The organism is Thalassobaculum sp., from assembly GCF_040219615.1.
GTDB lineage: Bacteria > Pseudomonadota > Alphaproteobacteria > Thalassobaculales > Thalassobaculaceae > Thalassobaculum_A.
Map to the genome: position 1 here is coordinate 251,965 of NZ_JAVJSE010000029.1, position 26,920 is coordinate 278,884.

Genomic DNA, 26,920 nt, shown 5'->3' on the forward strand with positions numbered 1-26,920 from the left:
ACCCACCCGCCGCCTCGGACCCTTCGCAGTGAGGACAAACCCATGAAGGACATCACCTGCCAGGTACTGGTGGTCGGCGCCGGCCCGGGCGGCTATGTCGCGGCGATCCGGGCCGGCCAGCTCGGGCTCGATACCGTGGTGGTCGAGGCGAAACGGCCGGGCGGGACCTGCCTGAACGTCGGCTGCATCCCGTCGAAGGCGCTGATCCACGCCGCCGACGAGTACCTGAAGGTCCGCGAGATGGCGGCCGGCAGGCGGGTGCCCGGGATCCGGGTGGCCGAGCCCGAATTCGATCTCGCGGCCTGCCGGGAGTGGAAGGACGGCATCGTCAACCGTCTGACCAACGGGGTCGCGGCGCTGCTGAAGAAGGCCCGGGTGAAGACCGTCGAGGGCTGGGCGCGGTTCCGCGACGGCAAGACGGTCGAGGTCGAGACCGCGCTCGGCGTCCAGGTGATACGGGCCGAGCACGTGATCATCGCCACCGGCTCCCAGCCGGTCGAGCTGCCGTCGCTGCCGTTCGGCGGGCGGGTGATCTCGTCGACCGAGGCGCTGGCCCTGGAGACCGCGCCGGAACGCCTGGTGGTGGTCGGCGCCGGCTATATCGGCCTGGAGCTCGGCATCGCCTTCCGCAAGCTCGGCTCGGCGGTCACCGTGGTCGAGGCGACCGACCGCATCCTGCCGCTGTACGACGGCGAACTGACCCGGCCGGTGAAGGCCAACCTGGACGAGCTGGCCATTACCCTGCACCTGAAGGCCAAGGCCCGCGGCATGGCCGGCGGGGAAGCCCTGCTGGTCGAGGCTGCGGACGGCAGCGAGCTGCGGCTGCCGGCCGACAAGGTGCTGGTCACCGTCGGCCGCCGGCCGCTGACCGGCGACTGGGGGCGCGAGGAGCTGGCGCTCGACATGAACGGCCCGTTCATCGCCGTCGACGACCGCTGCCGCACCTCGATGCGCGGGGTCTACGCCATCGGCGACGTCACCGGCGAGCCGATGCTGGCGCATCGCGCCATGGCCCAGGGCGAGATGGTCGCCGAGGTGATCGCCGGCGAGAAACGCGCCTGGGACAAGGTGGCGATCCCGGCGGTCTGCTTCACCGACCCGGAGATCGTGACCGCCGGCCTGTCGCCCGATCAGGCGCGTACCGCCGGCATCGAGATCCGCACCGCGCAGTTCCCGTTCCAGGCCAACGGCCGGGCCATGACCACCGAGGCCGAGGACGGCTTCGTGCGGATCGTCGCGCGCGCCGACAACCACCTGGTGCTCGGCCTGCAGGCGGTGGGGTCCGGGGTCTCGGAGCTGTCGGCGTCCTTCGCCCTGGCGCTGGAGATGGGCTGCCGGCTGGAGGACGTGGCCGCCACGATCCACGCCCACCCGACCCTGGGCGAGGCGATCCCCGAGGCCGCGATGCGGGCGCTCGGCCACGCCCTGCACATTTGAAGCGGGGCCCGACCTCCCTATACCTGCCGCTCGATCGGCAGCAGCGCCAGCAGGCGGACCAGCAGCAGCCACCAGCGCGAGGCCCCCGGCTCCCGCCGGGTCGGCTGGGGATCTTCACCGACCAGCCAGGCCAGCCGGCCGTCGTCCAGCACCGCCCGGTACGACCTGGCCGGCGACATGCCGTCCTCGATAAAGGCGGCGACCTGCGCCGCCAGTTCCTCGCTGTCGACCAGCAGGCCGATCTCGGTGTTCAGCACCGCCGAGCGCGGGTCCATGTTCAGCGACCCGACGAACACCCTGCGACGGTCGATCACCGCCGCCTTGGTGTGCAGGTTCAGGCCCCAGTCGACCGCCGAATCGGCGCGCAGCTCGTACAGCTCGACCCCGGCGCGCAGCAGCGGCCGCCGGTACTTGCGATAGGCCGCGTGCGCCACCGCGACCTCGCCGGACGCGGCCGAATTGGTCATCACCCGCACCCGCACCCCGCTCCGCGCCAGGTGGCTGAGGAGGCTGACGCCGTGGCGGGCCGGCACGAAATATGCTGATTCCAGCAGCAGCTCGCTGACCGGGCCCTGCTCGATCCGCGCCAGCAGGCTCTCCAGCAGCCGCGGCTCGCCGGTCTCCGGCTTGTCCGGCGCGTCGACCAGCACCGTCGCCCGCTCGGCGACGACCAGCCGGGCGAAGCGGTCGCGGACCAGGGATCGGTAGGACCGCCACTGCAGGCCGACATTGCCGGGATAAGGTCCGGCACCGGCCCGCAGGATGCGCCGCCGCAGCCCGCGCCGCACCGTGCTGCGAACGTCGGCCAGCCGCCAGCGGCCGCGGTCGATGGCCCCGACCGGCCGGCTCCAGGAGCTGTCCCAGAACGCGTCGAAGGACTGCGCCACCTGCTCCACCACCGGTCCGGCCGCGAACAGGTCGAGGTCGCGGAAGTTGCGGCGCGGGTCGAACTCGAAGTAGCGGTCGCCGACGTTGCGGCCACCGACCACCGCTGCCACCCGGTCGGCGACGAACGCCTTGTTGTGCATGCGCCGGGTTACCCGCCGGGACTGGAACAGCAGCGCGAACACCAAGCCGAAACGGTGCGGGAACGGGTTGTACAGCCGGATCTCGACATTCGGATAGGCGTCGAGCCGGGCCAGTTCCGGATCGCTGCTCGGCGCGCCGATGTCGTCCAGCAACAGGCGCACGCGGACGCCGCGATCGGCGGCGTCGAGCAAGGCGGTCAGCAGCCGGCGGCCGCTGCCGTCGTCCTCCCAGAGATAGTACTGCACGTCGAGGGTCCGCTCGGCCGCGACGGTCAGCCCGTGCAGGGTCAGGAACGCTGCGGGCCCGGTCGACAGCAGCGTGAAGCCGGAGCCGCCGCCGTCCGGCAGGTGCCGGCGGCACAGGCGCTGCAGGCGGATCTCCCGACCGGTCATATCAATGGCGACTGTGCGACATGGTGGCGCTCGGCGGCGGCCGTCGGTCCGGCCGGGACGATGTCGGCCCAGACCGGCAGGTGGTCGGAGGCCACCCGCGACTTCGGCGACAGGTGCACGCCGGCCGCCTCGACCCTGAGGTCCAGGCTGGTGATGATCCGGTCGAGTGCCGCCATCGGCCGCCGCGAATGGAAGCTCGGGCCCGGTGCCGCGACGTGGTGGTGGCGGGCGAACAGCTTCAGGCAGCCACCGTCCATCACCCACTCGTTCAGGTCGCCCATCATCACCGTCGGAAGCGGGTCCTCCAGCGCCTCGAGGCACATCAGCACGGCGCGCGCCTGGCGCTTGCGCCAAAGGCCGAGCAGCCCGAGATGCATGCCGATCACCCGCACCGCCGTCCCGCCGACCCGCAGGTCGGCGAGCACGGCGCCGCGCGGCTCCAGGGCCGGCAGTTCGATGCGCTGGGTCGACATCACCTCGGTGTCGCGGCGCACCAGCAGCATGTTGCCGTGCCAGCCCAGGCTTTCCGGCCGGATGCCGAAGCGGACCGGCATGTACCCGGTCTCCTCGGCGATGACTTCCGGCGGCAGGGCGGTGCTGCGGTCGCCGAACCGCCGGTCGACCTCCTGCACCGCCACCACGTCGGCGTCGAGCTCGCGCAGCACCGCCAGCACGCGCTCGGGCCGCCGCCGGCGGTCGGTGCCGATGCTCTTGCGGATGTTGTAGGTGGCGACACGCAGCTTGGGGCTCCTGGTCGAGGCGGACATTCCGGCAAACCCTGCCCGACCATATTGGTTCGCCCCGGGGCGCGCCATCTTCCGGGTCGGCGGCGTGCGCGTCCGTCGGTCACTCGATTGTCCGGTCCAATTCCCGATGCTAGCCTGCCGCCATGCCCTCGGCCCCCACCCGTCCCGATCCGCCGTTCGCCGACCATCCGCTGCCGCTCTACCAGCGGCTGGCCCGGACCCTGCGCGATGACATCGCCGCCGGCACCCATCCGGTCGGCACGACACTGCCGACCGAGATCGAGCTGTGCGAGTCGCACGGTGTCAGCCGCCACACCGTCCGCGAGGCCCTGCGGCTGCTGGTCGACCAGGGCCTGATCGAACGCCGCCAGGGCGCCGGCAGCCGGGTGATCGCGGCAGCACCCCCGGTCGCCTATGTCCACACCATCCGCTCCCTGACCGAGTTGTTCAGCTACACCCAGGACACCCGGTTCGAGGTCGCGAGCGTCGAGCTGGCGCCGCTCGGCGAGGCCGACGCGGCGGCCATCCGCTGGCCTGCCGAGACCCGCTGGCTGCGGATCTCCGGGGTACGCTGGACCGCCGACCGCCGCGAGATGGTCTGCCACGTCACGGTGTTCGCCCATGCCCGGTTCGCCGGCCTGCTGTCCGACGTCGGCCGCCAGGACGGTCCGATCCACGCCCTGATCGAGGCCCGTTCGGGCGAGCGCGTCGAGGAGGCGGTGCAGGAGGTCTCGGCCGCCCCGATGCCGCCGGCCGCCGCCAAGGCGCTGGGCACCCGCGTCGGCGCCCCCGCCCTGCGGATCGTCCGGCGCTACCTGGACGCCAGCGGCGGGCCGATGATGGTCGCGGTGAACTGGCACCCGGGCGACCGCTTCGCCTACACCATCCACCTGCGGCGCGACGACGAGTCGGCATAGGCGGCGGCGCGCGGCCGTGACGCCCGTCGCTCCGTGGGTCCCGGCTCCGTTCCGCCTCCGGCGACCCGGTCCGGAATGACGGGGGATATGATGTCGTCATTCCGGACGGGCGCGCCGCCCCGGCGCGGCCGAGCCGGAACCCACCCGCCGCTCCGATCCGGTCCACGGTTGACTCCGCTCAGAACTCGCGGAAGATTTGTCCGAACAAATTCCGAGAGGACACCCCATGCCCGAGGCCCTGCAGGGGCGCAGCATCGACCCCGCTGACGAGGCGCAGCTGCTGGCCACCATCGATCGCTGGGTGGAGCGCGAGGTCAAGACGATCGCCAAGGAATACGACCACGCCGACCGCTACCCGGAGAAGACCGTCGAGCAGATGAAGGAGCTCGGCCTGTTCGGCGCGACGATCTCGCCGGAATACGGCGGCCTCGGGCTGCCGGCCGGCACCTACGCCAAGATCGTCATGCGGATCTCGCGCGACTGGATGGCGGTCACCGGCATCTTCAACTCGCACCTGATGCTGGCCCTGGCGATCGAGAAGTTCGGAACCCAGGACCAGAAGGACGCCTGGCTGCCCCGGCTCGCCACCGGCGAGGTGCGCGGCGGGCTGGCGCTGACCGAGCCGGACGCCGGGACCGACCTGCAGGGCATCCGGATGACCGCCCGGCGCGACGGCAACGGCTACGTCATCAACGGCACCAAGACCTGGATCTCCAACGGCATCGAGGGCAGCTGCTTCGCCCTGCTGGTGAAGACCGACCCGCAGGCCGACCCTCGCCACAAGGGCATGAGCCTGTTCATCGCGCCGAAGCAGGAGGGCTTCCGGGTCGGCCGCAAGCTCGAGAAGCTCGGCTACAAGTCGATCGATTCCGGCGAGCTGGTGTTCGAGGACTACCGGATCCCGGCCGACAACCTGATCGGCGGAGTCGAGGGCCAGGGCTTCTACCAGGCGACCGGCGGGCTGGCGCTGGGGCGCATCAACGTGGCGGCCCGCGGGGTCGGCGTCGCCGAGGGCGCCCTGCAGCTGGCGGTCGACTACGCCCAGGTGCGGAAGACCTTCGGCAAGCCGATCGCCGAGCACCAGGCGATCCAGCTCAAGATCGGCGAGATGGCCGCCAAGGCCCGGGCCGCCCGCCTGCTCACCCTCGACGCGGCGGCGAAGTTCGACAGCGGCGAGCGCTGCGACCTGGAGGCCGGCATGGCCAAGCTGTTCTCGACCGAGACCGCGCTGGAGAACGCCACCGAGTCGCTGCGCATCCACGGCGGCTACGGCTACTCCAAGGAGTTCGACATCGAGCGGCTGTACCGCGACGCCCCGCTGCTGTGCATCGGCGAGGGCACCAACGAGATGCAGCGCATCATCATCGCCCGCCAGCTCGTCAAGCAGGGCGGGCTGCCGACATGAGCCCGCAGGATGCGCCGACGCGCGGCGGCACGCGGCCATTGGAGGGCATGCGGGTCCTGACCCTGGAGCAGTTCGGCGCCGGCCCCTACGGCTCGATGTACCTGGCCGACCTCGGCGCCGAGGTCATCAAGGTCGAGAACCCGGAATCCGGCGGCGACGCCGGCCGCGGCGTCGGGCCGCATTTCCTGGGGCCGCACGACAGCCAGTACTTCCAGACCTGGGGCTCCAACAAGAAGAGCGTGGCGCTCGACCTGAAGACCCCCGAGGGCAGGGCCGGCTTCCGGAAGCTGGCGGCCGGCGCCGAGGCCGTCATCAACAACCTGCGCGGCGACCAGCCGGAGAAGCTCGGCCTCGACTACGCCAGCCTGCAGGACGTCAACCCGGCGATCGTCTGCCTGCACATCTCCGCCTACGGCCGCGACAACGAGCGCAAGTCCTGGCCCGGCTACGACTTCCTGATGCAGGCCGAGGCCGGGCTGATGAGCATGACCGGCGAGCCGGACCGGGCCCCTGCCCGTTTCGGCCTGTCGATGATCGACTTCATGACCGGCATGACCGGGATCGTCGGGCTGCTCGGCTGCGTGATGCGGGCGCGCGCCACGGGACAGGGCTGCGACGTCGACACCTGCCTGTTCGACGTGGCGCTGCACCAGCTGTCCTACCCGGCCACCTGGTACCTGAACGGCGGGGCCGAGCCGACCCGGGCACCGCGCAGCGCGCATCTGTCGATAGCGCCCGTCCAGACCTTCCGGACCGGCGACGGCTGGATCTACGTGATGTGCATGACCGAGCGGGCCTGGCGGATCCTGGCCGACCGGATCGACCGGCCGGAACTGAAGGACGACCCGCGCTTCGCCGACCAGGGCGCGCGCCGGGAGCATCGTGCCGAGCTGGAACGGGTGCTCGACGCGGCCTTCGAAACCCGGCCGACCGCCGCCTGGCTGGAACGGCTGACCGGCCATGTGCCGGTGGCCCCGGTCTACGACGTCGCCCAGGCCTTCGCCAACCCGTTCACCGAGACCGCCGGCATGGTCCGCACCGTGCCGCACCCGGCCAAGCCGGACTTCCGGATGCTGGCCAACCCGCTGAAGATCGACGGCGAGCGACCGCAGCAGGCCGTGTGCTCGCCGCTCGGCGGCGACAACGCCGCACTGCTGGGCGGTGAAGGATGACCACGGCACGTCGCTCCGTGGGTTCCGGCTCCGTCCGGCCTGCGGCCGACCGGTCCGGAATGACGTATGAGAAAGAAGCGATGAGGATACCCCCCATCCTCGTCATTCCGGACCGGACCGCCTGCCGCGGGACGGAGCCGGAACCCACCCGCCGCTCCATCGCTTGAGGACCGCATGAAACTCGAAGGCGTGAAGGTGGTCGACCTGTCGGTATTCCTGCCGGGGCCGTACCTGACCATGGCGATGGCCGACCACGGGGCCGAGGTGATCAAGGTCGAGCCGCCCGGCGAGGGCGATCCCGGCCGGCACATCGGCGTCGCCGACGGGCCCAGCTCGGTGTTCTTCAGGAACGCCAACCGCGGCAAGAAGAGCGTGGTGCTGGACCTGAAGTCGGACGCCGGCCGCGACGCCCTCTACCGGCTGTGCGACGCCGCCGACGTGTTCGTCGAGAGCTACCGGCCGGGGGTGATGCGGCGGCTGGGCTTCGACTGGGAGACCCTGTCGGCCCGCAACCCGCGGCTGGTCTACTGCTCGATCAGCGCCTTCGGCCAGGACGGGCCGTACCGCGACCTGCCGGCCCACGACCTGGCGACCGAGGCCTATGCCGGGGTGCTCAGCCTGACCCACGGCCGCGACGGCGTGCCGGCGATGCCCGGGATGGCGGCGGCCGACATCGTCAGCTCGCTGCACGCCCTGTCCGGCGTGGTCATGGCGTTGTACCGCCGGCACGCGACCGGCCGCGGCGACCGCATCGACGTGTCGATGCAACACGCCTCGCTCGCCGCCCTGCCGAACGTGATGGGGCCGGCCATGGCCGGGCGGCCGCAGCCCGACCCGAAGCACGAGCGCACCACCGGCGGCAGCGCCTTCTACCAAGTCTACGACACCGCCGACGGCCGCCATCTCGTGCTCGGCGGCCAGGAGATCAAGTTCGTGCGCAACCTGCTGGGCCGGCTGGAGCGCCTGGACCTGGTGCCGCTCTGCGAACGCGGCCCCGGCCCGCACCAGGCGCCGGTGATCGAGTTCCTGCGCGGGGTGTTCCGCGGCAAGCCGCTCGCCGAGTGGATGGCTTGGTTCGAGGGCATGGACGTCAGCGTGGCCCCGGTGAACACCCTGCACGAGGCGCTCGACGACCCGAACCTCCGCGCCCAGGGCGCGATCCTGACCGATGACCGCGGCCGGGAGCATATTGCCCCGGTGGTGCGGTACGCGCTGGAGCCGGCCCGCCCGTCGCTGCGCGAGCCGGGGCTGGACGAACACCATTCCATCCTCGACGACCGGCACTGAGGAACACGCCATGTACGGCAGCAAGCAGATCGCGCCCGGCCGCTTCCGCGAGGACATCGGCCGCACCTACGACGACTTCGAGGTCGGCCACGTCTACGAGCACCGGCCCGGCCGCACCATCGGCGAGGCCGACAACACCTGGTTCACCCTGCTGACCATGAACACCCACCCCCTGCATTTCGACGCCGAGTTCGCGGCACAGAGCGAGTTCGGCAGGCCGCTGGTGAACTCCTGCCTGACCCTGGCGATCGTCACCGGCATGAGCGTCAGCGACGTCAGCCAGAAGGCGATCGCCAACCTGGGCTGGAGCGACATCAGGCTGACCGCGCCGGTGTTCGTCGGCGACACCATCTACGCCGAGAGCGAGGTGACCGCGAAGCGCGCCTCGAAGAGCCGGCCGAACCAGGGCATCGTCGGGGTGCGCACCCGCGGCCTGAAGGCCGACGGCACGGTGTTCATGGAGTTCGACCGCAGCATCCTGGTGCCGCTGACGGCCGATTGATCCGTATGCCCGTCGCTTCGTGGGTCCCGGGTCGCCGCTGCGCGCCGCCCGGGATGACGTCAAAGAAGGGGGCGCCACGAACCACCCTTACCGACGTCATCCCGGACGGCCCGCGCCAGCGGGACGATCCGGGACCCACCCGCCGCCCCGACGCTCCCGTCAGGTCACCGGCGCCGGGTTGAACAGCACCAGCGCGTTGTGCAGCCGCCATTTCTCGGCCCAGGTGCGCCTGGCGCCGCCGGCGACATCGAGCATCAACCGGAACAGCTCCCAGCCGACCTCCTCGATGGTCGCCTCGCCGGTGGCGATGCGGCCGGCGTCGACGTCCATCAGGTCGTGCCAGCGCCGGGCCAGGTCGCTGCGAGTCGCCACCTTGATGACCGGCACCTCGGCCAGGCCGTAGGGCGTACCGCGGCCGGTGGTGAAGACCTCGAGGTTGCAGCCGGCCGCCAGTTGCAGGGTGCCGCAGATGAAGTCGCTGGCCGGGGTCGCAGCGTACAGCAGCCCCCTGGTCGCCGCCCGCTCGCCCGGCGCCACCACGCCCGAGATCGGCGCGCTGCCCGACTTGACGATCGAGCCCATCGCCTTCTCGACGATGTTCGACAGCCCGCCCTTCTTGTTGCCGGGGGTGGTGTTGGCACTGCGGTCGACCTGCCCCAGCGCCAGGTAGTCGTCGTACCACCGCATCTCGCGGACCAGGGCCTCGGCGACCTCGGGCGTGGCGGCGCGGGACGTCAGCTGGTCGATGCCGTCGCGCACCTCGGTGACCTCGGAGAACATCACCGTGGCCCCGGCCCGCACCAGCAGGTCGCTGGCGAAGCCGAGTGCGGGATTGGCGGTGACGCCGGAGAACGCGTCGCTGCCGCCGCACTGCAGGCCGACCACTAGGTCGGAGGCCGGGCAGGTCTCGCGCCGCCTCCGGTCCAGCCTGTCGAGATGCGCCTCGGCCATCTCCATGACCGAGCGGATCATCGACTCGAAGCCGACATGGCGGTCGTCCTGCAGGGTCACCAGGCCGAAGTCGGTCGCGCCGCCGGGGAACAGCCGGTCGGGCTGCAGCTTCTCGCAGCCCAGGCTGACCACCATGGCGGTGCCGCCGAAATTCGGGTTCAGGCTGATGTTGCGCAGGGTGCGGATCGGCACCGCCGCGGCCGGCGCGTCGATCGCCACGCCGCAGCCGTAGCCGTGCTCCAGCCCGATCACGTCGTCGACGTTCGGGTAGCGCGGCAGCAGCTCCTCGCGGATCCGCTTCACGGCATGCTCGACGACGCCGGAGACGCACTGCACCGTGGTGGTGATGGCGAGGATGTTGCGGCTGCCGACCGAGCCGTCGGCGTTGCGGTAGCCCTGGAAGGTATACCCCTCCAAGGGCGGCATCGGTTCCGGCCGGCGGGTCCCGACCGGCAGGTTCGACAGCGCCGGCGGCTCCGGCATGCGGATCTTGAATTCGTTCACCCAGGCCCCGGCCGGGATCGCGTCGATCGCGTGGCCGATGATCACGTCGTAGCGCCGGACCGCCGCACCGGCCGCCAGGTCGGTCAGCGCCACCTTGTGGCCCTGCGGCACCTGCTCGCACAGGGTCAGCCCGCAGGGGAACGCGGTGCCGGCCGGCAGCCCGCCGTCGTTCGCGACGATCGCGACGTTGTCGGCCGCGTGCATGCGGATATAGAGCGGCTGGCCCTGGCCCCTGGTGAGCGACTGGGTCGACGGCGCCATGCGCGGCTTCCTTCCTGCGATTGCGTCGTCACACACCGTAGCGAGCCTCGGCGCGTCACCCAATACGGATCCGCCGATCATGGTGTCGTCGACTTGACCCGAGCATTTTACGTTGATATCAACTATAGAATGAGCGGCGCCCGACCGTACCGTCGAACCACGCCGATCCCCATCGCAACGACCCGCAGGAGAGGTCCCGTCCATGGCCCCGTCCCCCAAGAAGGTTCCCGACAGTTTCCATTCCGTGACGCCGCACCTGGTGGTGAAAGGCGCGAAGGATGCGATCGCGTTCTACAAGAAGGCCTTCGGCGCGACCGGCGAAGACTGCATGACGATGCCCGGCGCTCCGGACAAGGTCATGCACGCGCAGATCCGGATCGGCGACTCGATGATCATGCTGGCCGACGAATTCAGCGGCTGCTCGGAGGGCCCCGACGGCTCCGGAGCGACCCCGGTGACCCTGCACCTGTATGTCGAGGACGCGGACGCCGTCTTCGCGCAGGCGATCGCGGTCGGTGCCACGGTGGCGATGCCGCTCGCCGACATGTTCTGGGGTGACCGCTACGGCCAGGTGGTCGACCCGTTCGGCCATCGCTGGTCGATCGCGACCCACATGCACGACTACACGCCCGAAGAGATGGCGAAGGGCGCCGAAGAGATGTTCGCTGCCCATGCGGCTCAGCAGGGCTGACAGGTCCCGCGAACCTCATCCGCGGCCCGGCGGGACGGTCACTCTCCCGTCCCGCCGGCCGAAGCCTAGGCGGCGACCAGTTCAAAGCGATCGACGTCCGCCGAAGCTTCGCGAGTATAGGCTGGGCGGGTCGCCACTTCCTTCGAGCCGCAGACGCCGCACCGCATCCGGCTGCCGATGCCCGGGACAGGAAAGTCCGGCCCGAGCTGTGCGATCAGAAGCGCGGTCGGGGCCTGCGCCTTGTGGCCGCACTGGTTGCACCAGCAGAGCACATCGACGCCGGCGTTCTGGAGGTCGGACAATCGGCCCGCCTGCGGCTCGACGCTCTCCCTGATCTCGGCACCATGCTCGCGCCGCGCCACGTCGAGGTCGTAGCTGCTCTGTAGGTTTGCCCAGAATTCCGCTGAGACCCCGAAGAACCGGGACAGACGCAACGCCGTGTCGCTGGTGATGGCGCGCGAGCCGTTGACGATCCCGCCAATGCGGTTTTTCGGAACGCCGATAGCCTTCGCGAGCCGGTAGGAAGAAATACCAAGCGGCTCCAGGAACTCCTCGCGAAGAATCCTGCCCGGATGGGTCGGATCCATGGCCTCGCCGGTCGTCAGATCGTCGAGGTCGAGAGCGTCGTCGCGCTGATAAGCCATCCCGTCCTCCTAGTGGTAGTCGATTAGCTCGACGTCATAGGCGCTGTCGTCGCGCCAAACGAAGCAGATCCGCCATTGATCGTTCACTCGGATGCTGTGCTGGTCTTTCCGGTCACCGCTCAGCTTCTCGAGCCGGTTCCCTGGTGGAACCAGGAGATCCGCGATCCGGGTCGCCGCGTCGATCATCAAAAGCTTCTGCCGAGCCTTGCGCTGGAGCACCGGGTCCACCGATTTGACGTACAAGCCGCGAAAAATCGCCAGTGTCGCGCGATCGGCGAATGACCTGATCATCGAGAGGTTATATGAGGCGTAACCAGGTTACGTCAACCGTACCCCCTGGCCTCAGCGCTCGGGAAACCAGCCCCTGGTGGCGTTGGCGAACGCCACCAGGGACAGCATCACCGGCACCTCCACCAACACGCCGACGACGGTGGCCAGCGCCGCACCCGACTGCAGGCCGAACAGGCTGATCGCGACGGCGACGGCCAGTTCGAAGAAGTTCGAGGTGCCGATCAGTGCGCAGGGAGCCGCGACCGGGAACGGCACCCGCCAAGCCCAGGCGGCGGCGTAGGCGACCAGGAAGATGCCGTAGGACTGCAGCAGCAGCGGCACCGCGATCAGCGCGATCAGCAGCGGCCGTTCCAGGATCACCTGGCCCTGGAAGCCGAACAGCAGGACCACGGTCGCCAGCAGGCCGAGCACCGAGGCCGGCTTGACGCGGGCGGTGAACGCCGCGACCCGGCGCTCCCGCTCGGCCGGATCGCCGGCACCGGCCGCCAGCCGGGCCCGGGTGGCGGCGCCGGCCACCAGCGGGATCACCACGTACAACGCGACGGACAGCAGCAGCGTCTGCCACGGCACCTGGATGTCGGTAACCCCCAGCAGCAGGGCCACGATCGGGGCGAAGGCGAACACCATGATGATGTCGTTCACCGACACCTGGACCAGGGTGTAGTTCGGATCGCCGCGCGTCAGTTGCGACCAGACGAACACCATCGCGGTGCATGGCGCCGCCCCAAGCAGGATCAGGCCAGCGATGTATTCGCGCGCCGAGGCCGGGTCGATCAGGTCGGCGAAAACGACCTCGAAGAACAGCACGCCCAGCGCCGCCATGGTGAACGGCTTCACCAGCCAGTTGACCACCACGGTGATGATCAGGCCCTTCGGCCGCTCGCCGACCCGCCCGAGACTGGCGAAGTCGACGTTGACCATCATCGGGTAGACCATCGCCCAGATCAGCACCGCGACCACGAGATTGACCGACGCGACCTCCAGGCCGGCGACGCCGGCGAACAGGCCGGGGACGACGTTGCCGAGCAGCAGGCCGGCCCCGATGCACAGCGCCACCCAGACCGACAGCCACTTCTCGAAGAAGCCGATGCCGCCCGGCGCCGATCCGGCCTGGCCGGAGACTTCGCTGGTCATCGCAGTGTCCCTTTCTGGTGGCTGGCCGGCGCGCCGGTTCAGGCGCTTTCCGGCAGGCGCCGGCCGATCGCGTCGAGCCGTTCCTGCAGCGCCAGCCGGTCGAGCGAATGCATCGGCAGGCTGACGAAGATCGAGATCCGGTTGCCGAGCATCCGGAAGGCGTCGGCGAAGGCGAACCGGCGCTCGGCCTCGCTCCCCCCGGCCGCGGCCGGATCCGGCACCCCCCAGTGGGCCGAGATCGGCTGCCCGGGCCACAGCGGGCAGACCTCGGCGGCGGCATCGTCGCAGACCGTGAACACGAAATGCATCTCGGGCGCGCCGGCGACAGCGAACTCGTCCCAGCTCTTGGACCGCAGGTCGTCGACCGGGAAATTCTGGTTCCGTAGCAGGTCGAGCGCATAGGGATGCACCGCGCCCTTCGGATGGCTGCCGGCACTGAACGCCCGGAACCGACCGGCCCCGGCCCGGTTCAGAATGGCCTCCGCGAGAATGCTGCGCGCCGAGTTGCCGGTGCACAGGAACAGCACGTTGTAGACATTGTCGCTCATCCGCTCCGTCTCCGTTCCGCAGGCCTGCCCCCAGGGTCCCGCCAGGTCGCCACAGATCTCCGGGTGCCCGTCGCAGCATTCCTCGGTCAGGAACGCCAGCACCCGACGCATGCCCTCGATGTCCACCGCATAGATGACGTTGCGCTGCACGCGCCAGGACCGCAGCAGTCCGGCGCGCTCCAGGGCACCGACGTGAAAGCTCAGGCTCGACGGGCTGATCCCGACGGATTCGGCGATCGCACCGGCCGTCATGCCGGACGGACCGCGCGCCATCAACAGCCGGAACAGCTGCAGGCGGTGCTCGTTGGCGAGTGCGGACAGGGCGGCAACGACGGAGCTGGCTTCCATTTCAATAGTTCATGTATCATTGAAACATAAGCCCGTCGAGCATCTATCTCGACCGTCACAGGCGACCATGCGTCAGCGGCCGATGCCGGTGCCGCGCCCTTCGATCGGCCGATCCGGGTGGGTTGCCGCCGGGCGGCTCAGGGCGGCGTCGACGCCGGCCAGGAACTCGTCGAACTTCAGGGGTTTCGTCAGGTATCGGAAAAAGCCGGCCGCCATGCCGCGCCGAACGTCGTTCGGCATTGCCGACGCGGTCAGGGCGATCACCGGGATCGTCGCGGTCTCGGGGTCCCGTCTCAGACGTTCCAGCACCTCGAAACCGTCCATCTCCGGCAGGTTGAGGTCCAGGACGATGACCTCCGGCTTCTGCGCCCGCGCCAGATCCAGGCCGATCTGCCCGGACGGCGCGGCGTACATGGTCACGTCCGGGAGGGTTTCGAGCAGATACGCCATCAGGGAGACGTTCAGCGGGTTGTCCTCGATATACAGGACCGAGTAGCCGCCGGCTGCCGCCAGCGGCGAGGCCAAGTGCGCGATCACGCCCTCGTCGGCGTTGTTCGGAACGCTCGAAACCGGCACCTCGATCCAGAACGTGCTGCCGGTTCCGAGTTCGCTCGTCACCCCGATCCGGCCGTCCATCGCCTCGACCAGGCGCTTGCTCAGGGCGAGACCGATACCGGTGCCCTCGACATGGGTGAACTCCGCGCCGAGGCGCTGGAACGGCACGAACAGCTGCTTCCTGTTCTCCTCGGATATGCCGGCTCCGGTGTCGGTCACGGAGATCCGCACGACGCCCGCGCCCGGCTCCTCGACCTTCACCGTGACCGTCCCGTCTGGCCGATTGTACTTGATGGCGTTGGACAGCAGGTTCAGCAGGACCTGGCGCAACCTCTGGGCGTCGGCGCGGACGGCCAGGTCGGCCGGCGCCGGGAGCTTGTGCAAGTGGACCGCGGCGCCGGACGCGACCGGCTGCATGGTGCGGACCGCCTCGCGGACCACCCCGGCGATGCCGACCGGCTCGAGCGACAGCCGCAGGCGCCCGGCCTCGACCCCGGCCAGGTCCAGCACCTCGTCGACCAGGCTCAGGAGATGTCCGCCGCTCTTGACGATGTGGTCGCAGTACTGCTGCTGATCGGGGTTCAGGCGTTTCTCGCGATCGATCTTGAGGATCTGGCCGAAGCCGATGATGGCGTTGAGCGGCGTCCGCAGTTCGTGGCTCATGCTGGACAGGAACTCGGACTTCGCCCGGTTCGCCTCGTCGGCGGCATCGTGGGCCGCCTGCGCCGCCTCGCGGGCCTGTTCGAGAGCGGTGATGTCGAACCGCAGCACCATGATCCCGCCGTCGCTGGTCGGACGCTCGACCACCTCGACCACCCGCCCGCCGAAGCGCACGGTCGTACTGCCCTTGGCGGACAGGTGCTGCTCTACGCGGCGCGCGATCCAGCCATCGGGGTCCGACACCGCGTCGGTTATCGCGCCGGCGGCGACGCAGCGCCGCAGGATCTGCTCGAAGGTGTCGCCGATCCGGTACTGGTCCGCGAGTTCGGGCATGACGTCGGTTCTGTGACCGTTGGTGTAGACCAGCCGGTCATCGGCGTCGAACAGCAGGAAGCCCGCCGGCAGCGACTCGACCGCGTCGTGCAGTCGCTGCTCGGCACGCCGCAGTTCCGTGATGTCGCGCCCGGACCCCCGGAAGCCCATGAAGCCGCCGTCGTCGCGGAATACCGGCACGCCGCTGACCCGCAGCCAGCGGTCGCCGGTCGGCCCGCGCCGGATGTACTCGAAATCGCGAAACGGTCGGTGTTCCCGAAGGTCGGCGAGATGCGCCGCCCATGCCTCGGAGGTGACCTGACCCGGTGCCGCCAGTTCCACGCGACTGCGCCCGATATGCCATGACGCCACCACCCCGGTCGCGCTCTCGATGGAATCGGATATCCAGACGAAACGATGCTCCGCGTCGGTCTCCCAGAACCAGTCGCCGGACGACGCCGCGAAGTCCCGGAACCGCGCCTCGCTGAACCGCAGTTCGATGGCCAGCTGCTCGCGTCTCCGGGTCTGCCGGACCAGAAGCCAGGTCCCGAGCGCCAGCGCGAGCACGATGAGCCCCATGCGCGTGCCGCCGGCCGCAAGGCCGTTCCAGAAGATGGCCAGGATCTCGTCGTGGCGCGCCGCCACGGTCACGATCATGCCGCTGCCGGGTGCTACCGCATAGCCGATCACCCGCCTCTCCTGATCGGACAGCCCATAGGCATGGAAGGCGCCGGCCGGAGCGCTCGGCACGATCTCGGTCATGAAGGGCCGACCCGCGAGCGAGGTCCCGAGCAGCATCTCGTCCATGGGCTCGCGCACCAGGATGGTCCCATCGCCCCGGAACAGCGTGACGACGTCGTGCTGACCGAACTCGATCCCGCGGAACACCCGCGCGAAATACTCGGGGTCCACGACCCCACCGGCGATTCCGTCGAAGCGGCCGTCCGGCTTGTCCAGTCGGAGCGACACGCTGAGGATCCAGCCGTCCAGCAGACGCGAGCGTACCGGCGCCGCCACGTAGAGACGCCCGGGACGGCCGTCGCCGTCGCGCAGGGCCAGGAACTGTTCCTGGTCCGCCACGTTGAGCGGCGGCGGATCGGCGAACAGCGAGGACATCAGGCGGTCGCCGTCGGCGTTCACCCATCCGATCGACCGAAGCACCGGCGACCCGCCATGAATCGCCTTCAGGAGCCGGTGGATGGTTGCGTCGCTGTAGGTATGCCGGTCGGCGTCGTCGTGGACCCGGGCGACCGCCTTGAGGGCGCTCTCGGCGGCTTCGAACGAGCGGGCGGTGTGCTCGGCCAGCAGCGTGGCCGAGGTCCGAACGCTGCGTTCGGCCTGCGCCAGTTCCTCGCGATAGTCGCGCCACTGGTCGAACGCGAACGACAGCAACAGAACCGCGATGCCGGCCGCGGACACCAGAGAGATCTGCTGACTGGGGCCAAATGCCCACCGTGAACGCACCAGGCCTGCACTCCTAACGGCAATCGACATCCGACGTATTTATCGGAATCGCGGTTAAGAGTGTCTTAGCGTCGCGGAACGGTCCCGGTTGCCGAGGGTGCGCCCCGCAGGAATCACCCCTACGATCGCCCGGTGACCGGGAGGAGCTTCGATGTCCGACGGCCTGATCGACGACGACGAGATGGGCGATGTCTGGCCGGCGGTCCATCCCGGCCGCGAAGCCGGCGACTACGGGTCGGCCCGAATCGACGCTCGCGGCCCGTTCGCGGTCCGGTCGTTCCAGACCGTCGATCTGACCTACACCGTCGGCCGGTTCGGGCTGGACGACAGCGGCAGCATCAAGATCGTCCAGCGCTTTCCCAACGACGGCGGCCGGCTTCAGGTCGCCGACCCGACGGCCATGAACTTCGTCTCGGCGCGGGCCAGCAACGGCTGCAGCCTGATCCTGGTGCCGGAGCCCGACGGCCATCAGCGCCCCTGGGAACGGTCGCTGCGCATCACCGTCCGCGGCGGGTCCATGCATCCGGGGGACAGCATCACCGTGACCTTCGGCGACCGCGGCGGCGGATCGCCCGGCCTGCGACTGCAGACCTTCTGCGAGACCGCGCACGAGTTCCGGGTGCTGGTGGACCCGTGTGCGACCGGGCACTTCTTTCCGCTTACCGACCGCCCTTGCATCGAGATCGTGGCCGGCACGCCGGTGCGCTGGAAGGCGGTGCTGCCGACCCATGGCCGGCCGGGAGGGCCGTTCTCGCTCGGCCTCCGGGCCGAGGACCTGTGGGGCAACCCGTCGCATCGGGCCGGCCGATCGCTGCGGCTCGAGGCCGACGGCGGGATCCTCGGCCTGCCCGGGCGGGTCGACTATCCCGACGGCGAGCTGGCCTGGCGAATCACCGGGCTGACGGCGCTGGCGGCGGGAATCGTCCGGGTCCGCGTGCTGGACGACGACGGCGCCGAACTGGCCCGGTCCAACCCGCTGGTGGTCCGCGCCGGCCAGACCGGCGGGTACTGGGGCGACCTGCACGGCCAGAGCGGCGAGACCGTCGGGGTCAACCCGATCGACGAGTATTTCGCCTTCGGCCGCGACCTGGCCTTTCTCGACGTGATGAGCCACCAGGCCAACGACTTCCAGGTCACCGGCGCGTTCTGGGCCCGGATCAACGCGGTCACCGACGCCGTGAACCGCGACGGCACCTTCGTCGCCTTCCCCGGTTACGAATGGTCCGGCAACACCCCGGTCGGTGGCGACCACAACGTGTTCTTCCGCCATGCCGGCCGGCCGATCCGCCGATCCTCGCACGCCCTGCTGGAGGACCGCAGCGACCTGGACGGCGACGCCAATACCACGACCGAACTGTTCGAGGCGCTGCGCGACGAGGACTGCGTAGTCTACGCCCATGTCGGCGGTCGCCCGGCCGACATCGGCCGCGACGACGGCGGCCGGATCCGAACCGCCGTCGAGGTTCATTCCGACTGGGGCAGCTTCGAGTGGATCATGAAGGACAGCTTCGCCCACGGGTACCGGCTGGGCCTGGTCTGCAACAGCGACGGCCACAAGGGGCGGCCGGGCGCGAGCCACCCCGGCGCCTCGCAGTTCGGAGCACTGGGCGGACTGACCTGCTTCCTGGCGGACGACCTGACCCGCGACGGCATCTTCGCGGCGCTGCGCCGGCGCCGCCACTACGGCACCACCGGCTGCCGGATGTTCCTGGACGTAGTGGCCGCGTTCCCCGGCGGCGCGACACTGTACGACGGCGATCCGCGGCTGGGACCGGCGGCTTCCCGGCCGTCCGCCGAGGCAGGGATGGGCGACATCGTCGAGACCGCGGGCGGCCGGGCGCGGCTGCGGGTCGAGGTCGCAGCCCATGCCCCGATCCTGCGGATCGACGTCCTGAACGGCCCGGACGAGGTCGCCGGGGTTTCCGGATACGACGCGGCCGACCTCGGCGACCGGATCCGGGTGAGCTTCCACGGCGCCGAGTACCGCGGCCGCGGACGCCAGACCTCCTGGAAGGGCAGCGCCCGGTTCTCGGACGCGCGGATCGAGCGTTTCGACCGCATCAACGCCTGGAACCACGAGCGGCCGCTGGCGCCGGACGGCCCGTCGAGTGTCGCGTTCGACGTCCTGACCACCGGCAACTTCATCGGGTTCGACGCCTGGCTGTCCGACAGCCGGGCCGGGACGCTGACGGTGGCCGCCGGACATGCCGACGCGCAGGTCGTCCTGGACGAACTCGGCACCGATCCGGTCGTGGTCGAGGCCGGCGGGCTGGACCGGCAGCTCAGGATCTCCCGGCTGCCCGACCGCTGCCGCCGCGACCATCTCGTCCACGATTTCGACATCGAACTGCGGCCGGGCCGGGACAACCCGCTATGGGTGCGGGTGACGACCGAGGACGGCTACAATGCGTGGTCGAGCCCGATCTACGTCGTGCGCCCCTGATCCGCAATCTTGAGGACCCGACCGCCATGCCCCGGCACATCGGTATCGTCGGCTGCTCCGCCGAAGGCGCCTCGCTCTGCTACCGGACGATCTGCGTCGAGGGCGCCGCCCTGCTCGGCCCGCACGCCCATCCCGAAGTCTCGATGCACACGCCGTCGCTGGCCGACTACACCGCCTGCCTGTACCGCGGCGACTGGCAGGGCGTCGGCGACCTGATGCTGGCATCCGCCGAGAAGCTCGCGCGGATCGGCGCCGACTTCCTGATCTGCCCGGACAATACCATTCACCAGGCGATGCCGCATGTGCTGCCCCGCTCGCCCCTGCCCTGGCTGCACATCGCCGAGGTCGTGGCGCAGGAGGCGGCCGGGCGCGGCTTCCGGCGTCTCGGCTTGACCGGCACGCGCTGGCTGGTGGACAGCGAGGTCTATCCGGAGAAGCTCGCGGCCTTGGGGCTCGAGTTCCGGCGGCCGAACGACGAGGAGCGCGACGAGATCGACCGCATCATCATGGACGAACTGGTCTGCGGTATATTCCGGCCGGAGGCGGTCGCGGCCTTCCGGCGGATCATCGGCCGGTTGCAGGCGGAAGGCTGCGACGCGGTGGTGCTGGGCTGCACCGAGATCCCGCTGATCATGAGCGACGCGAACTCGCCGCTGCCGACCCTGGATTCCACCCGACTGCTGGCGCGCGCGGCTCTGCAACGAGCGGTCGAGGGCGAGCCGGCGGCATGAGGCCCTAGCGGTTCGCCAGCCCGCCGGTATTGACGCTGCGCCAGGACTCCAGAAAGGTGTCGGAAAGCCTCGTCACCGCGGCCCGCACGGCGTCGGCATGGTCGGGGGACGTGGTCGTGGTGGCTGTTCCGCGCTGCCAGAGCACCACCTGCCCGCTGCGCAGCCAGCCCGCCTTCTCGTCGAAGTAGGACACCTGGCGGTAGGCCCCCAGCATCGGGGCGCTGGCACACGCGCCGGTGGTCCGGTCGTAGCCTGTCAGAATCGACAGCGTGATCGTCACGTCGGCAGCCGGATCGATCGACAGACCGCCCGCGACGATCCGGCCGGAAACCAGCGGCTGAAGTTCGCGGAGGTCGATCCCGCAAGCGCTCGCGTCCGGCGTGACCTGGCTGATCGCGATGCGAATCTCCTTGATTCCCGCGAGATCGGCGGGCGTTCCGCCGGCGCTCCCAGCCGCCGCCGGCAGCGTCGACAGCAGGACCGCCAGCAGCACGGCGAGCCGCCGCACCGTGGCTGTTCCGATTCTTCGCCCTGTCGCCACCGCGCCGTCTCCCTGCCGCTTCGAGTATGCGGAATACTAGCCTGTACACCATGTGGTCGCTATGCTGACGCAACCGAGGCACGCGTCAAGACAAGGCACCTGAAATGGGAACGATCCTGACGGTGATCGCAATCACCCTGGGCGCCACGGCCCTCAAGCTGACCAGCGAGACCACCGCGGAATACTTCGCGATGTTCGTGGTCAACGAGGATAATCTGGGCGCAAGCACACAGGAGCCGGAGTCACTGGAGCCGCCCGCGGTCGAACCTGCCCGGGCCGGGTCTGCGTCTGCGTCTGCGTCTGCGATGGTTGCACGGGACGACGGGAACGCGGCAGCCCACCGGGAGACGGCGCCGGCGCCGGTCCCCGTCCTGCTGGCCGCGGCCGGTCGGGATGACGCCGTTGCCGCACCGGCCGGAGCGCGCCTGCCGTCCAGTTCGGGCGAGCGTGTCGTACCGGCCTCGTCGACGACCTCGACCACCGTCGCGACCGAGACCACCGCGACGGCATCGGCGGGCCCGGCAGCGCCGGTAGCCGCGGTCGCCGGCGAGGTGAGCGACCCGCTGCTGTCGCTGATCGGCGACACCCCGTTCCGGCGCCCGGACGGCACGGTCTTCATGCCGATCGCGGCCCAGCACGTGTTCGGCCTGCGCACGGTGATCGGGCAGCGCGCGGCGGTTCCGGCGACGGTCGAGTTGCCCGGCCGGATCGTCACCAACCCGAGTACCGCCCATCTGATCCAGACCGCCCAGGACGGCTTCGTGCAGGTCGCGCGGGGCGCCTTCCCCTATGCCGGACAGCGGGTCCGACGCGGCGAGTTGCTCGCCTACCTGCAGCCGTCGCTGACGACCGTCGAGCAGGCCCAGATCGACGGCCAGATCCAGCAACTGGTCAACGACATCGATCTGGCCCGCAAGCGGATGGCCCGGCTGGAAGAGGTGCTGCTTATCCGCTATCGCGCCAACCGGATCGAGCAGATCCGCGTCGAGATCGAGGGCATGCGCCGCCAGCTCGAGGTGCTGCGCGGCAGCGTCGAGCGTCCGATCGAGCTGCGCGCCCAGACCGACGGCGTGGTGTCCGACGTCAATGCCGCCTCCGGGCAGTTCGTGCACGCCGGCCACACGATCTTCGAGATCGTCGATCCCACGCGGCTCTGGGTTTCCGCCTCGGCCTTCGAGCCGGGCCTGCAGGACCGGATCGCCAGTGCGTCCGCCCTGACCACCGACGGCCGCAAGCTGGATCTGCAGTTCGTCGGCGGCGGGCTGACCCTGCGCCAGCAGGCGCTGCCGCTGCACTTCGAGATCGTCGGCTCGCCGGCGGACCTCAGTGTCGACACCCCGGTCTCGGTGGTCGTGCAGTTGGAGGGACCGGCCGCGACCGGCCTGCGCGTGCCACGCGCCAGCGTCACCCGCACCAGCGACGGCCGCGAACTGATCTGGGAGCGGCGGTCGGCCGAGAGTTTCCTGTCCCACCACGTCGCCGTGACGCCGATCGATGCCGACTGGGTGCTGGTCACCAGCCCGATCGGCAATGCCGTGCGCGTCGTCACCAGCGGCGTCGCCACCCTGGGGCAGGTCCAATGACCCGGACGGTCGTCGGCAGCGGCGCATTCCTGGCGATCGCCTCGATGATCGCCGCGGTTCTGCTCCTGTCGGCGCCCGCGTCGGCCGCCGGGCCGACGCCTGGCATCGGCACCTCCGCGCCGGCTTCCCCGCGCGACCTCCGGCCCGATACCCGCGCCGCCGACCAGGGCATGCGCCTCGATCGACGCGCCAGCGTATTCGAGGCGACCGGCTACCAGACCCTAACGGTGGTCGGGCTGGCCGGGGGGGCGATGGTGATCGGCGCCCTCGCCGCCGGCGCGCCGGGTGCGTTGACCGGCGCCGCAGCCGTCGTGCTCGTCTACACCCTGATGCGTTGACCGGAGCCGAGGTGCGGTATGGGTACGTTGCTCGTCATCACGGTGGTCGCCGCCACCATGTTCTCCGACATGATTGTCGAGGTGTCGGCGGAAATTGCCTCCGACACCGTCCTGGACGATGAAGCCGGAGTGATCTCGGAGACCCTGCCGGAACCCCGGAACGCGATCGTAGACATGATGCCGGAAGCCGCGGTGGTCCGCTGGGTGTCGGCGCCGCGCTGAAGCGCAGAGCCGGCACTCCGATCAGTGCGGGTGGCCCTCGACGACGGCGTCCCGGGCGCTGCGCGACCGCCGGAGCAGGAACAGCCCGGCAGCGATGCCATAGACGGCCAATCCGGCCACGACGAACACCCAGCTCGGGATCGCGACCGGCCGCACCGCGGTGACTCCGGCGGCCGATGCCACCGCGTCGGCGCTGCTGCCGCCGGCAACCACCAGCAGCATCTCCACGGTGCCGGCCTCGTCGCCGATCGTGTAGGCGATCTCGACGTCGTTGCGGCCACCGCCGAGGACCACTTCCCCGGTGACATAGACACCCGGCGCGATCTCGGACATCGCCTCGGGCAGGAAGTTGATGTTCGCTTCGACCTCGGCGCCCGCCACCGGCTCCGCGGTGGCGAAGTCCTCGACGAACAGCGCCAGCCTCGGCCGGTCGAACTTCGGTCGCTGGATATTGCCGAAGAACTGGAACTTGCGGTCCTCGAACAGCTGCCGGTTCGCGTAGACCAGCACGAACTGCCGGGTCCCGACCCGCGCCTCGGCCCGCGGGGCGACCGTGATCGCCTTGGGGCCGCCGTGGTCGCCGGCCGCCCATACTCCCTGCAGTGGTGCCAACGACAGGACGACCGTCGCGCAGGCCAATCTCAAAAATCCGATCATCGGAATCCGTGAATGCAGCCGTTTGAACGACAGAATACCGCACTCACCCCTGCACACAAACCCCGATGACGAAATCGACACACCCCGGAAAACATCGGTTCCGCCGACCGCTTGTGCGGCTATGCTTAATGCGGTTGGATTGTGTACCCACATCTCCTGCTTGAGTGTGGTTAGTCGTTCGGGAGGGTTGCTTATATGAGACGTTTGTTATTTGGGACCATCGGCCTCGCGTTGATCGTCGCGGCGCCGCAGGCAGCGGACGCCAAGCTGAAGGTGTTCGCCTGCTTCCCGGAATGGGAGGCGTTGACCAAAGAGATCGGCGGCTCTTCCGTCGAGGTCTTCACGGCCGTCTCGCCGCTGGTGAACCCGGACCACGTCACCGTGACGCCGGAGCTGCTGGCCTTCCTCAAGACCGCCGACCTGCTGGTCTGCACCGGCGGCGGCTTCGAGGACGAATGGCTGCCTGCGGCCCTCGCCCGGGTACAGAATCCGAAGCTGGCCGAGGGTCAGAACGGCCGGTTCTTTGCCGGCGACTTCGTCGAGACGCTGGAGGACGACCACCACGACGAGGGCGAGAAGAAGGAGGAAGGCCACCTGCACGAGGGCGGCAATCCGCACATCCAGGGCGATCCGTACCGGATCAGGACGCTCGGCGGCCAGCTCGGCAAGCGCATGATCGACATCGACCAGGCCGATGCCGCCGTGTACTCGGCGAACACCAAGAAATTCGTCAAGGAACTCGGGGAGCTCACCAAGGAACTCGAGAAAAAAGCAGCTGCGTTGCAGGGCGTCAACATCGTCGCCCAGCATGAGCATTCGGTCTATCTGCTGGCCTGGCTCAAGATCCACAGCGCCGGCATCGTCGAACCCGAAGTCGGCATACCCCCGGGGCCGGGGGACCTGGCGCGGATCATCGAACAAGTCCCGCGGGACAACGTGAAGTTCGTCATTCACGCCGCCTACGAGGATCCGCGACCGTCGAAATACGTCACCGACCGTGCCGGCATTCCGCTGGTGAAGGTTCCGTTCACGGTCGGCGGGACCGAGGCCGGCGGCCCCACCTTCGCCGCGTTCTACCGCGATTCGGTCGACCGGCTGCTGGACGGTCTCGCCGGCAAGGACCGGCCCTGACGCACCGGCGGGCAGGTCCATCGGCGCGGACCTGCCCGCCTACGGGAGAGGCGCCGCGGACGGCACGCCTCGGCAGCGTCCGCGGCCCCACCCGCCACCGGCGGCTGTGGCTGTCGAAAACGACAGACGCATCAGATCGGCGGTTTCGTTCACGGCCTAACTCGTTATGCTGGCTAGACTTGCGGACTTCCGTCCGACCATGCGCTTCGTGAGAGCGCCGGGCCCGGGAGGGGCGACGAAATGAGAGGATTGCTGGCCGGGACCCTCGGCATGCTGCTGGCAGCGACAGCGCCGCAGGAGGCAGAGGCCAAGCTCACGGTCGTCGCCTGTTTCCCGGAATGGGCGGAACTGGCCCGGGAGATCGGCGGGCCGGCCGTCGAAGTGTTCGCCGCTTCGGCACCGGGCAGCAACCCCGACCAGATCTCGGTCACGCCCGAACTCCTGGCGTCCCTGAAGACCGCGGATCTTCTCGTCTGCCCCGGCGGCGGCTACGAGGACGACTGGCTCAACCCGGCGCTCGATCGGATCGGGAATCCGAAACTCGCCGACGGACAGCCCGGACGGTTCTTCGCGTCCGACTTCATCGCCCCGCTGAAGGACGACCATCACAATCATGCGGGTCCGCCGAAGCCGCACGATCACATGCACCCGACCGGCAACCCGCACATGCAGGGCGACCCGTACCGGATGCGGACGCTCGGCGGCCAGCTCGCGAAGCGCATGATCGAGATCGACCCGTCGGCCGCCGCGACCTATTCGGCCAATGCCCGGGCCTTCGTGAAGGAGATCGGCGCGCTCGCCAAGGAACTGGAGAAGAAGGCGGCCCCGCTGCGCGGGATCAACGTGGTGACCCAGCACGAGAACGCCGTCTATCTGCTGAACTGGCTGAAGATGCGGAGTGCGGCGGTGATCGAGCCGCAGGTCGGCCTGCCGCCGGGGCCGGGCGATCTCGCGCGGATCATCGAACTGGTGCCGACCGACAACGTGAAATTCGTCGTCCACGCCGCCTACGAGGACTCGAAGCCGTCGCAGTACATCGCCGGGCGCACGGGCATTCCGATCGTGAACCTGCCGTTCACGGTCGGCGGGACCGCGGGCGGCGGGCCGACCTTCACGGAATTCTATCGCGACACGGTCGAGCGGCTGCTCGACGGGCTGGCCGGCAATGACCGGCCTTGACCTCCAGGTAATGGGGCCGGCCCTGGTCGCCGGCCTGCTCGTCCTGGCGACGCATGTGCCGCTGGGCGGCATCGTGCTCAACCGCGGGATCATCTTCATCGACATCGCGCTGGCCCAGGTCGCGGCGACCGGCGTGGTGTTCGGCACGATGATGTGGGGTCCGGACATAAACGACTGGATCGTGCAGGCCAGCGCCGTCGGCGCCGCCCTCGCCTGCGCCGCCTTCCTGGTCTGGACCGACAAGCGGTTTCCGGCCGTCCAGGAGGCCATCATCGGGGTGGCCTACGTCTCGGCCGCGGCGGTCCAGCTGATGATGCTGGCAGCCAACCCGAGCGGCGCCGAACACCTCAAGAAGCTGCTGATCGGGCAGATCCTGTGGGTGACGCCGATGCAGCTCCTCGGGGTCGGCCTGGTCTACGCAGTCGTCCTGGCGCTCTGGTACTACCGCGACCTGCAGCGCGAGCGGATCCTGTTCTACATCGCCTTCGCAATCGTCATCACGCTGTCGGTGCAGATCGTCGGCATCCTGCTGGTGTTCGCGTCGCTGATCGTCCCGGCGCTGGCGGCGCGCGGGGCGCCGGCGCCGCTGCGGCCGGTGATCGCCTTCAACATCGGTGCCGCCGGGTACCTCGCCGGCATTGTGGCCTCGGCCCTGTTCAACACGCCGACGGGCGCGACCATCGTCTGCACACTGGTACCGATCGCCGCAGTGTCGGCCATGCTCGTCGGGTCGCTTGCCGGCCGGTGGCGGGACGACGCGGAAGCGCCGGCCGCCCGGGAATCCAGTCGACCGTCCAACGAACGGCCGGGCGGTTCTCCGCTCGGCCGCGCGCCGGGCGAGTGAG

General features: G+C 69.8%; 25 protein-coding genes. 15 read left to right on the forward strand and 10 right to left on the reverse strand.

Annotated features, from left to right (window positions below; genetic code table 11):
* Window positions 1–42: 42 nt before the first annotated feature.
* The gene (lpdA, locus tag RIC31_RS16005) at window positions 43–1,437 is read left to right on the forward strand and encodes a dihydrolipoyl dehydrogenase (RefSeq protein WP_350109678.1); all 1,395 of its coding nucleotides are present in this window, start codon (window positions 43–45) and stop codon (window positions 1,435–1,437) included.
* A 17-nt stretch (window positions 1,438–1,454) separates the two neighbouring features.
* Here the strand turns inward: lpdA and RIC31_RS16010 are convergent, their stop codons facing one another.
* The gene (locus RIC31_RS16010) at window positions 1,455–2,858 is read right to left on the reverse strand and encodes a phospholipase D-like domain-containing protein (protein WP_350109681.1); all 1,404 of its coding nucleotides are present in this window, start codon (window positions 2,856–2,858) and stop codon (window positions 1,455–1,457) included.
* Window positions 2,855–3,625, reverse strand: coding sequence for an endonuclease/exonuclease/phosphatase family protein (locus RIC31_RS16015; protein WP_350109684.1), 771 nt, complete (start codon window positions 3,623–3,625; stop codon window positions 2,855–2,857). The genes RIC31_RS16010 and RIC31_RS16015 overlap by 4 nt, the downstream gene beginning before the upstream one ends.
* A gap of 122 nt (window positions 3,626–3,747) precedes the next feature.
* Between RIC31_RS16015 and RIC31_RS16020 the strand changes: the two genes are divergently transcribed.
* The 5 genes from RIC31_RS16020 to RIC31_RS16040 all read left to right on the forward strand — a co-directional run bounded on the left by RIC31_RS16020 (window position 3,748) and on the right by RIC31_RS16040 (window position 8,887).
* Window positions 3,748–4,521: a GntR family transcriptional regulator gene (locus RIC31_RS16020; protein ID WP_350109687.1), complete on the forward strand. Its 774-nt coding sequence runs from the start codon at window positions 3,748–3,750 to the stop codon at window positions 4,519–4,521.
* A 226-nt stretch (window positions 4,522–4,747) separates the two neighbouring features.
* Window positions 4,748–5,926, forward strand: a complete 1,179-nt coding sequence (locus tag RIC31_RS16025; RefSeq protein ID WP_350109689.1) for an acyl-CoA dehydrogenase family protein — start codon at window positions 4,748–4,750, stop codon at window positions 5,924–5,926.
* Window positions 5,923–7,098 carry a CaiB/BaiF CoA transferase family protein gene (locus RIC31_RS16030; protein ID WP_350109692.1) on the forward strand — a complete coding sequence of 392 codons (1,176 nt, stop codon included), beginning with the start codon at window positions 5,923–5,925 and terminating at the stop codon, window positions 7,096–7,098. Before RIC31_RS16025 ends, RIC31_RS16030 begins: the two co-directional genes overlap by 4 nt.
* Window positions 7,099–7,272: 174 nt before the next feature.
* Entirely contained in the window at window positions 7,273–8,385 is a 1,113-nt protein-coding gene (locus RIC31_RS16035) for a CaiB/BaiF CoA transferase family protein (protein WP_350109696.1), read from the forward strand.
* Window positions 8,386–8,395: 10 nt separating this feature from the next.
* On the forward strand, window positions 8,396–8,887 hold the full coding sequence (locus RIC31_RS16040; RefSeq protein WP_350109699.1) for a MaoC family dehydratase: 492 nt from the start codon (window positions 8,396–8,398) through the stop codon (window positions 8,885–8,887).
* 159 nt (window positions 8,888–9,046) lie between these two features.
* Here the strand turns inward: RIC31_RS16040 and garD are convergent, their stop codons facing one another.
* Entirely contained in the window at window positions 9,047–10,603 is a 1,557-nt protein-coding gene (gene garD, locus RIC31_RS16045; protein ID WP_350109702.1) for a galactarate dehydratase, read from the reverse strand.
* A gap of 202 nt (window positions 10,604–10,805) precedes the next feature.
* Here garD and RIC31_RS16050 point away from each other — a divergent pair, with 202 nt between their 5' ends.
* A complete protein-coding gene (locus RIC31_RS16050; RefSeq protein WP_350109705.1) occupies window positions 10,806–11,294 on the forward strand; it encodes a VOC family protein in 489 nt (162 codons plus the stop codon).
* Between the two features lie 65 nt (window positions 11,295–11,359).
* Here RIC31_RS16050 and RIC31_RS16055 read toward each other — a convergent pair whose 3' ends face one another.
* The 5 genes from RIC31_RS16055 to RIC31_RS16075 form a co-directional block, all read right to left on the reverse strand.
* Complete coding sequence (locus tag RIC31_RS16055) at window positions 11,360–11,938, reverse strand: HigA family addiction module antitoxin (protein ID WP_350109708.1); 579 nt, start codon at window positions 11,936–11,938, stop codon at window positions 11,360–11,362.
* A 9-nt stretch (window positions 11,939–11,947) separates the two neighbouring features.
* Window positions 11,948–12,229: a type II toxin-antitoxin system RelE/ParE family toxin gene (locus RIC31_RS16060; protein WP_350109711.1), complete on the reverse strand. Its 282-nt coding sequence runs from the start codon at window positions 12,227–12,229 to the stop codon at window positions 11,948–11,950.
* A 51-nt stretch (window positions 12,230–12,280) separates the two neighbouring features.
* A complete protein-coding gene (arsB, locus tag RIC31_RS16065) occupies window positions 12,281–13,363 on the reverse strand; it encodes an ACR3 family arsenite efflux transporter (protein WP_350109714.1) in 1,083 nt (360 codons plus the stop codon).
* Window positions 13,364–13,401: 38 nt separating this feature from the next.
* Window positions 13,402–14,259 (reverse strand): arsenate reductase/protein-tyrosine-phosphatase family protein, encoded by an 858-nt coding sequence (locus RIC31_RS16070; protein WP_350109717.1) that lies wholly within the window; start codon window positions 14,257–14,259, stop codon window positions 13,402–13,404.
* 72 nt (window positions 14,260–14,331) lie between these two features.
* Window positions 14,332–17,205, reverse strand: coding sequence for an ATP-binding protein (locus tag RIC31_RS16075; protein WP_350109720.1), 2,874 nt, complete (start codon window positions 17,203–17,205; stop codon window positions 14,332–14,334).
* A 196-nt stretch (window positions 17,206–17,401) separates the two neighbouring features.
* Between RIC31_RS16075 and RIC31_RS16080 the strand changes: the two genes are divergently transcribed.
* Together RIC31_RS16080 and RIC31_RS16085 are read left to right on the forward strand one after the other, a co-directional pair.
* A complete protein-coding gene (locus RIC31_RS16080; RefSeq protein ID WP_350109723.1) occupies window positions 17,402–19,693 on the forward strand; it encodes a DUF3604 domain-containing protein in 2,292 nt (763 codons plus the stop codon).
* A 26-nt stretch (window positions 19,694–19,719) separates the two neighbouring features.
* Window positions 19,720–20,424 (forward strand): aspartate/glutamate racemase family protein, encoded by a 705-nt coding sequence (locus RIC31_RS16085; protein WP_350109726.1) that lies wholly within the window; start codon window positions 19,720–19,722, stop codon window positions 20,422–20,424.
* A 4-nt stretch (window positions 20,425–20,428) separates the two neighbouring features.
* Here RIC31_RS16085 and RIC31_RS16090 read toward each other — a convergent pair whose 3' ends face one another.
* A complete protein-coding gene (locus tag RIC31_RS16090) occupies window positions 20,429–20,932 on the reverse strand; it encodes a hypothetical protein (RefSeq protein ID WP_350109729.1) in 504 nt (167 codons plus the stop codon).
* A gap of 137 nt (window positions 20,933–21,069) precedes the next feature.
* Here RIC31_RS16090 and RIC31_RS16095 point away from each other — a divergent pair, with 137 nt between their 5' ends.
* Genes RIC31_RS16095 through RIC31_RS16105 form a run of 3 tightly spaced genes read left to right on the forward strand, consistent with a single transcriptional unit; the run spans window position 21,070 to window position 23,108 of the window.
* Complete coding sequence (locus RIC31_RS16095) at window positions 21,070–22,548, forward strand: efflux RND transporter periplasmic adaptor subunit (protein ID WP_350109734.1); 1,479 nt, start codon at window positions 21,070–21,072, stop codon at window positions 22,546–22,548.
* Complete coding sequence (locus tag RIC31_RS16100) at window positions 22,545–22,886, forward strand: hypothetical protein (RefSeq protein WP_350109737.1); 342 nt, start codon at window positions 22,545–22,547, stop codon at window positions 22,884–22,886. Before RIC31_RS16095 ends, RIC31_RS16100 begins: the two co-directional genes overlap by 4 nt.
* A gap of 18 nt (window positions 22,887–22,904) precedes the next feature.
* Window positions 22,905–23,108 (forward strand): hypothetical protein, encoded by a 204-nt coding sequence (locus tag RIC31_RS16105; protein ID WP_350109740.1) that lies wholly within the window; start codon window positions 22,905–22,907, stop codon window positions 23,106–23,108.
* A 21-nt stretch (window positions 23,109–23,129) separates the two neighbouring features.
* Here the strand turns inward: RIC31_RS16105 and RIC31_RS16110 are convergent, their stop codons facing one another.
* On the reverse strand, window positions 23,130–23,747 hold the full coding sequence (locus tag RIC31_RS16110) for a hypothetical protein (protein ID WP_350109743.1): 618 nt from the start codon (window positions 23,745–23,747) through the stop codon (window positions 23,130–23,132).
* A 213-nt stretch (window positions 23,748–23,960) separates the two neighbouring features.
* Here RIC31_RS16110 and RIC31_RS16115 point away from each other — a divergent pair, with 213 nt between their 5' ends.
* From RIC31_RS16115 to RIC31_RS16125, 3 genes are all read left to right on the forward strand, one after another.
* A complete protein-coding gene (locus RIC31_RS16115) occupies window positions 23,961–24,896 on the forward strand; it encodes a metal ABC transporter substrate-binding protein (protein WP_350109745.1) in 936 nt (311 codons plus the stop codon).
* Window positions 24,897–25,136: 240 nt separating this feature from the next.
* Complete coding sequence (locus RIC31_RS16120; protein WP_350109748.1) at window positions 25,137–26,075, forward strand: metal ABC transporter substrate-binding protein; 939 nt, start codon at window positions 25,137–25,139, stop codon at window positions 26,073–26,075.
* Window positions 26,062–26,919, forward strand: coding sequence for a metal ABC transporter permease (locus RIC31_RS16125; RefSeq protein ID WP_350109751.1), 858 nt, complete (start codon window positions 26,062–26,064; stop codon window positions 26,917–26,919). Before RIC31_RS16120 ends, RIC31_RS16125 begins: the two co-directional genes overlap by 14 nt.
* The last annotated feature ends 1 nt before the right edge of the window (window position 26,920 follow it).

What these genes read in the sequence shown, in the direction of transcription:
- lpdA (WP_350109678.1), top strand. Translation starts at nt 43, where the DNA reads ATGAAGGACATCACCTGCCAGGTACTGGTGGTCGGCGCCGGCCCGGGC.
- RIC31_RS16010 (WP_350109681.1), bottom strand. Translation starts at nt 2,858, where the DNA reads ATGACCGGTCGGGAGATCCGCCTGCAGCGCCTGTGCCGCCGGCACCTG.
- RIC31_RS16015 (WP_350109684.1), bottom strand. Translation starts at nt 3,625, where the DNA reads ATGTCCGCCTCGACCAGGAGCCCCAAGCTGCGTGTCGCCACCTACAAC.
- RIC31_RS16020 (WP_350109687.1), top strand. Translation starts at nt 3,748, where the DNA reads ATGCCCTCGGCCCCCACCCGTCCCGATCCGCCGTTCGCCGACCATCCG.
- RIC31_RS16025 (WP_350109689.1), top strand. Translation starts at nt 4,748, where the DNA reads ATGCCCGAGGCCCTGCAGGGGCGCAGCATCGACCCCGCTGACGAGGCG.
- RIC31_RS16030 (WP_350109692.1), top strand. Translation starts at nt 5,923, where the DNA reads ATGAGCCCGCAGGATGCGCCGACGCGCGGCGGCACGCGGCCATTGGAG.
- RIC31_RS16035 (WP_350109696.1), top strand. Translation starts at nt 7,273, where the DNA reads ATGAAACTCGAAGGCGTGAAGGTGGTCGACCTGTCGGTATTCCTGCCG.
- RIC31_RS16040 (WP_350109699.1), top strand. Translation starts at nt 8,396, where the DNA reads ATGTACGGCAGCAAGCAGATCGCGCCCGGCCGCTTCCGCGAGGACATC.
- garD (WP_350109702.1), bottom strand. Translation starts at nt 10,603, where the DNA reads ATGGCGCCGTCGACCCAGTCGCTCACCAGGGGCCAGGGCCAGCCGCTC.
- RIC31_RS16050 (WP_350109705.1), top strand. Translation starts at nt 10,806, where the DNA reads ATGGCCCCGTCCCCCAAGAAGGTTCCCGACAGTTTCCATTCCGTGACG.
- RIC31_RS16055 (WP_350109708.1), bottom strand. Translation starts at nt 11,938, where the DNA reads ATGGCTTATCAGCGCGACGACGCTCTCGACCTCGACGATCTGACGACC.
- RIC31_RS16060 (WP_350109711.1), bottom strand. Translation starts at nt 12,229, where the DNA reads ATGATCAGGTCATTCGCCGATCGCGCGACACTGGCGATTTTTCGCGGC.
- arsB (WP_350109714.1), bottom strand. Translation starts at nt 13,363, where the DNA reads ATGACCAGCGAAGTCTCCGGCCAGGCCGGATCGGCGCCGGGCGGCATC.
- RIC31_RS16070 (WP_350109717.1), bottom strand. Translation starts at nt 14,259, where the DNA reads ATGGAAGCCAGCTCCGTCGTTGCCGCCCTGTCCGCACTCGCCAACGAG.
- RIC31_RS16080 (WP_350109723.1), top strand. Translation starts at nt 17,402, where the DNA reads ATGTCCGACGGCCTGATCGACGACGACGAGATGGGCGATGTCTGGCCG.
- RIC31_RS16085 (WP_350109726.1), top strand. Translation starts at nt 19,720, where the DNA reads ATGCCCCGGCACATCGGTATCGTCGGCTGCTCCGCCGAAGGCGCCTCG.
- RIC31_RS16095 (WP_350109734.1), top strand. Translation starts at nt 21,070, where the DNA reads ATGGGAACGATCCTGACGGTGATCGCAATCACCCTGGGCGCCACGGCC.
- RIC31_RS16100 (WP_350109737.1), top strand. Translation starts at nt 22,545, where the DNA reads ATGACCCGGACGGTCGTCGGCAGCGGCGCATTCCTGGCGATCGCCTCG.
- RIC31_RS16105 (WP_350109740.1), top strand. Translation starts at nt 22,905, where the DNA reads ATGGGTACGTTGCTCGTCATCACGGTGGTCGCCGCCACCATGTTCTCC.
- RIC31_RS16115 (WP_350109745.1), top strand. Translation starts at nt 23,961, where the DNA reads ATGAGACGTTTGTTATTTGGGACCATCGGCCTCGCGTTGATCGTCGCG.
- RIC31_RS16120 (WP_350109748.1), top strand. Translation starts at nt 25,137, where the DNA reads ATGAGAGGATTGCTGGCCGGGACCCTCGGCATGCTGCTGGCAGCGACA.
- RIC31_RS16125 (WP_350109751.1), top strand. Translation starts at nt 26,062, where the DNA reads ATGACCGGCCTTGACCTCCAGGTAATGGGGCCGGCCCTGGTCGCCGGC.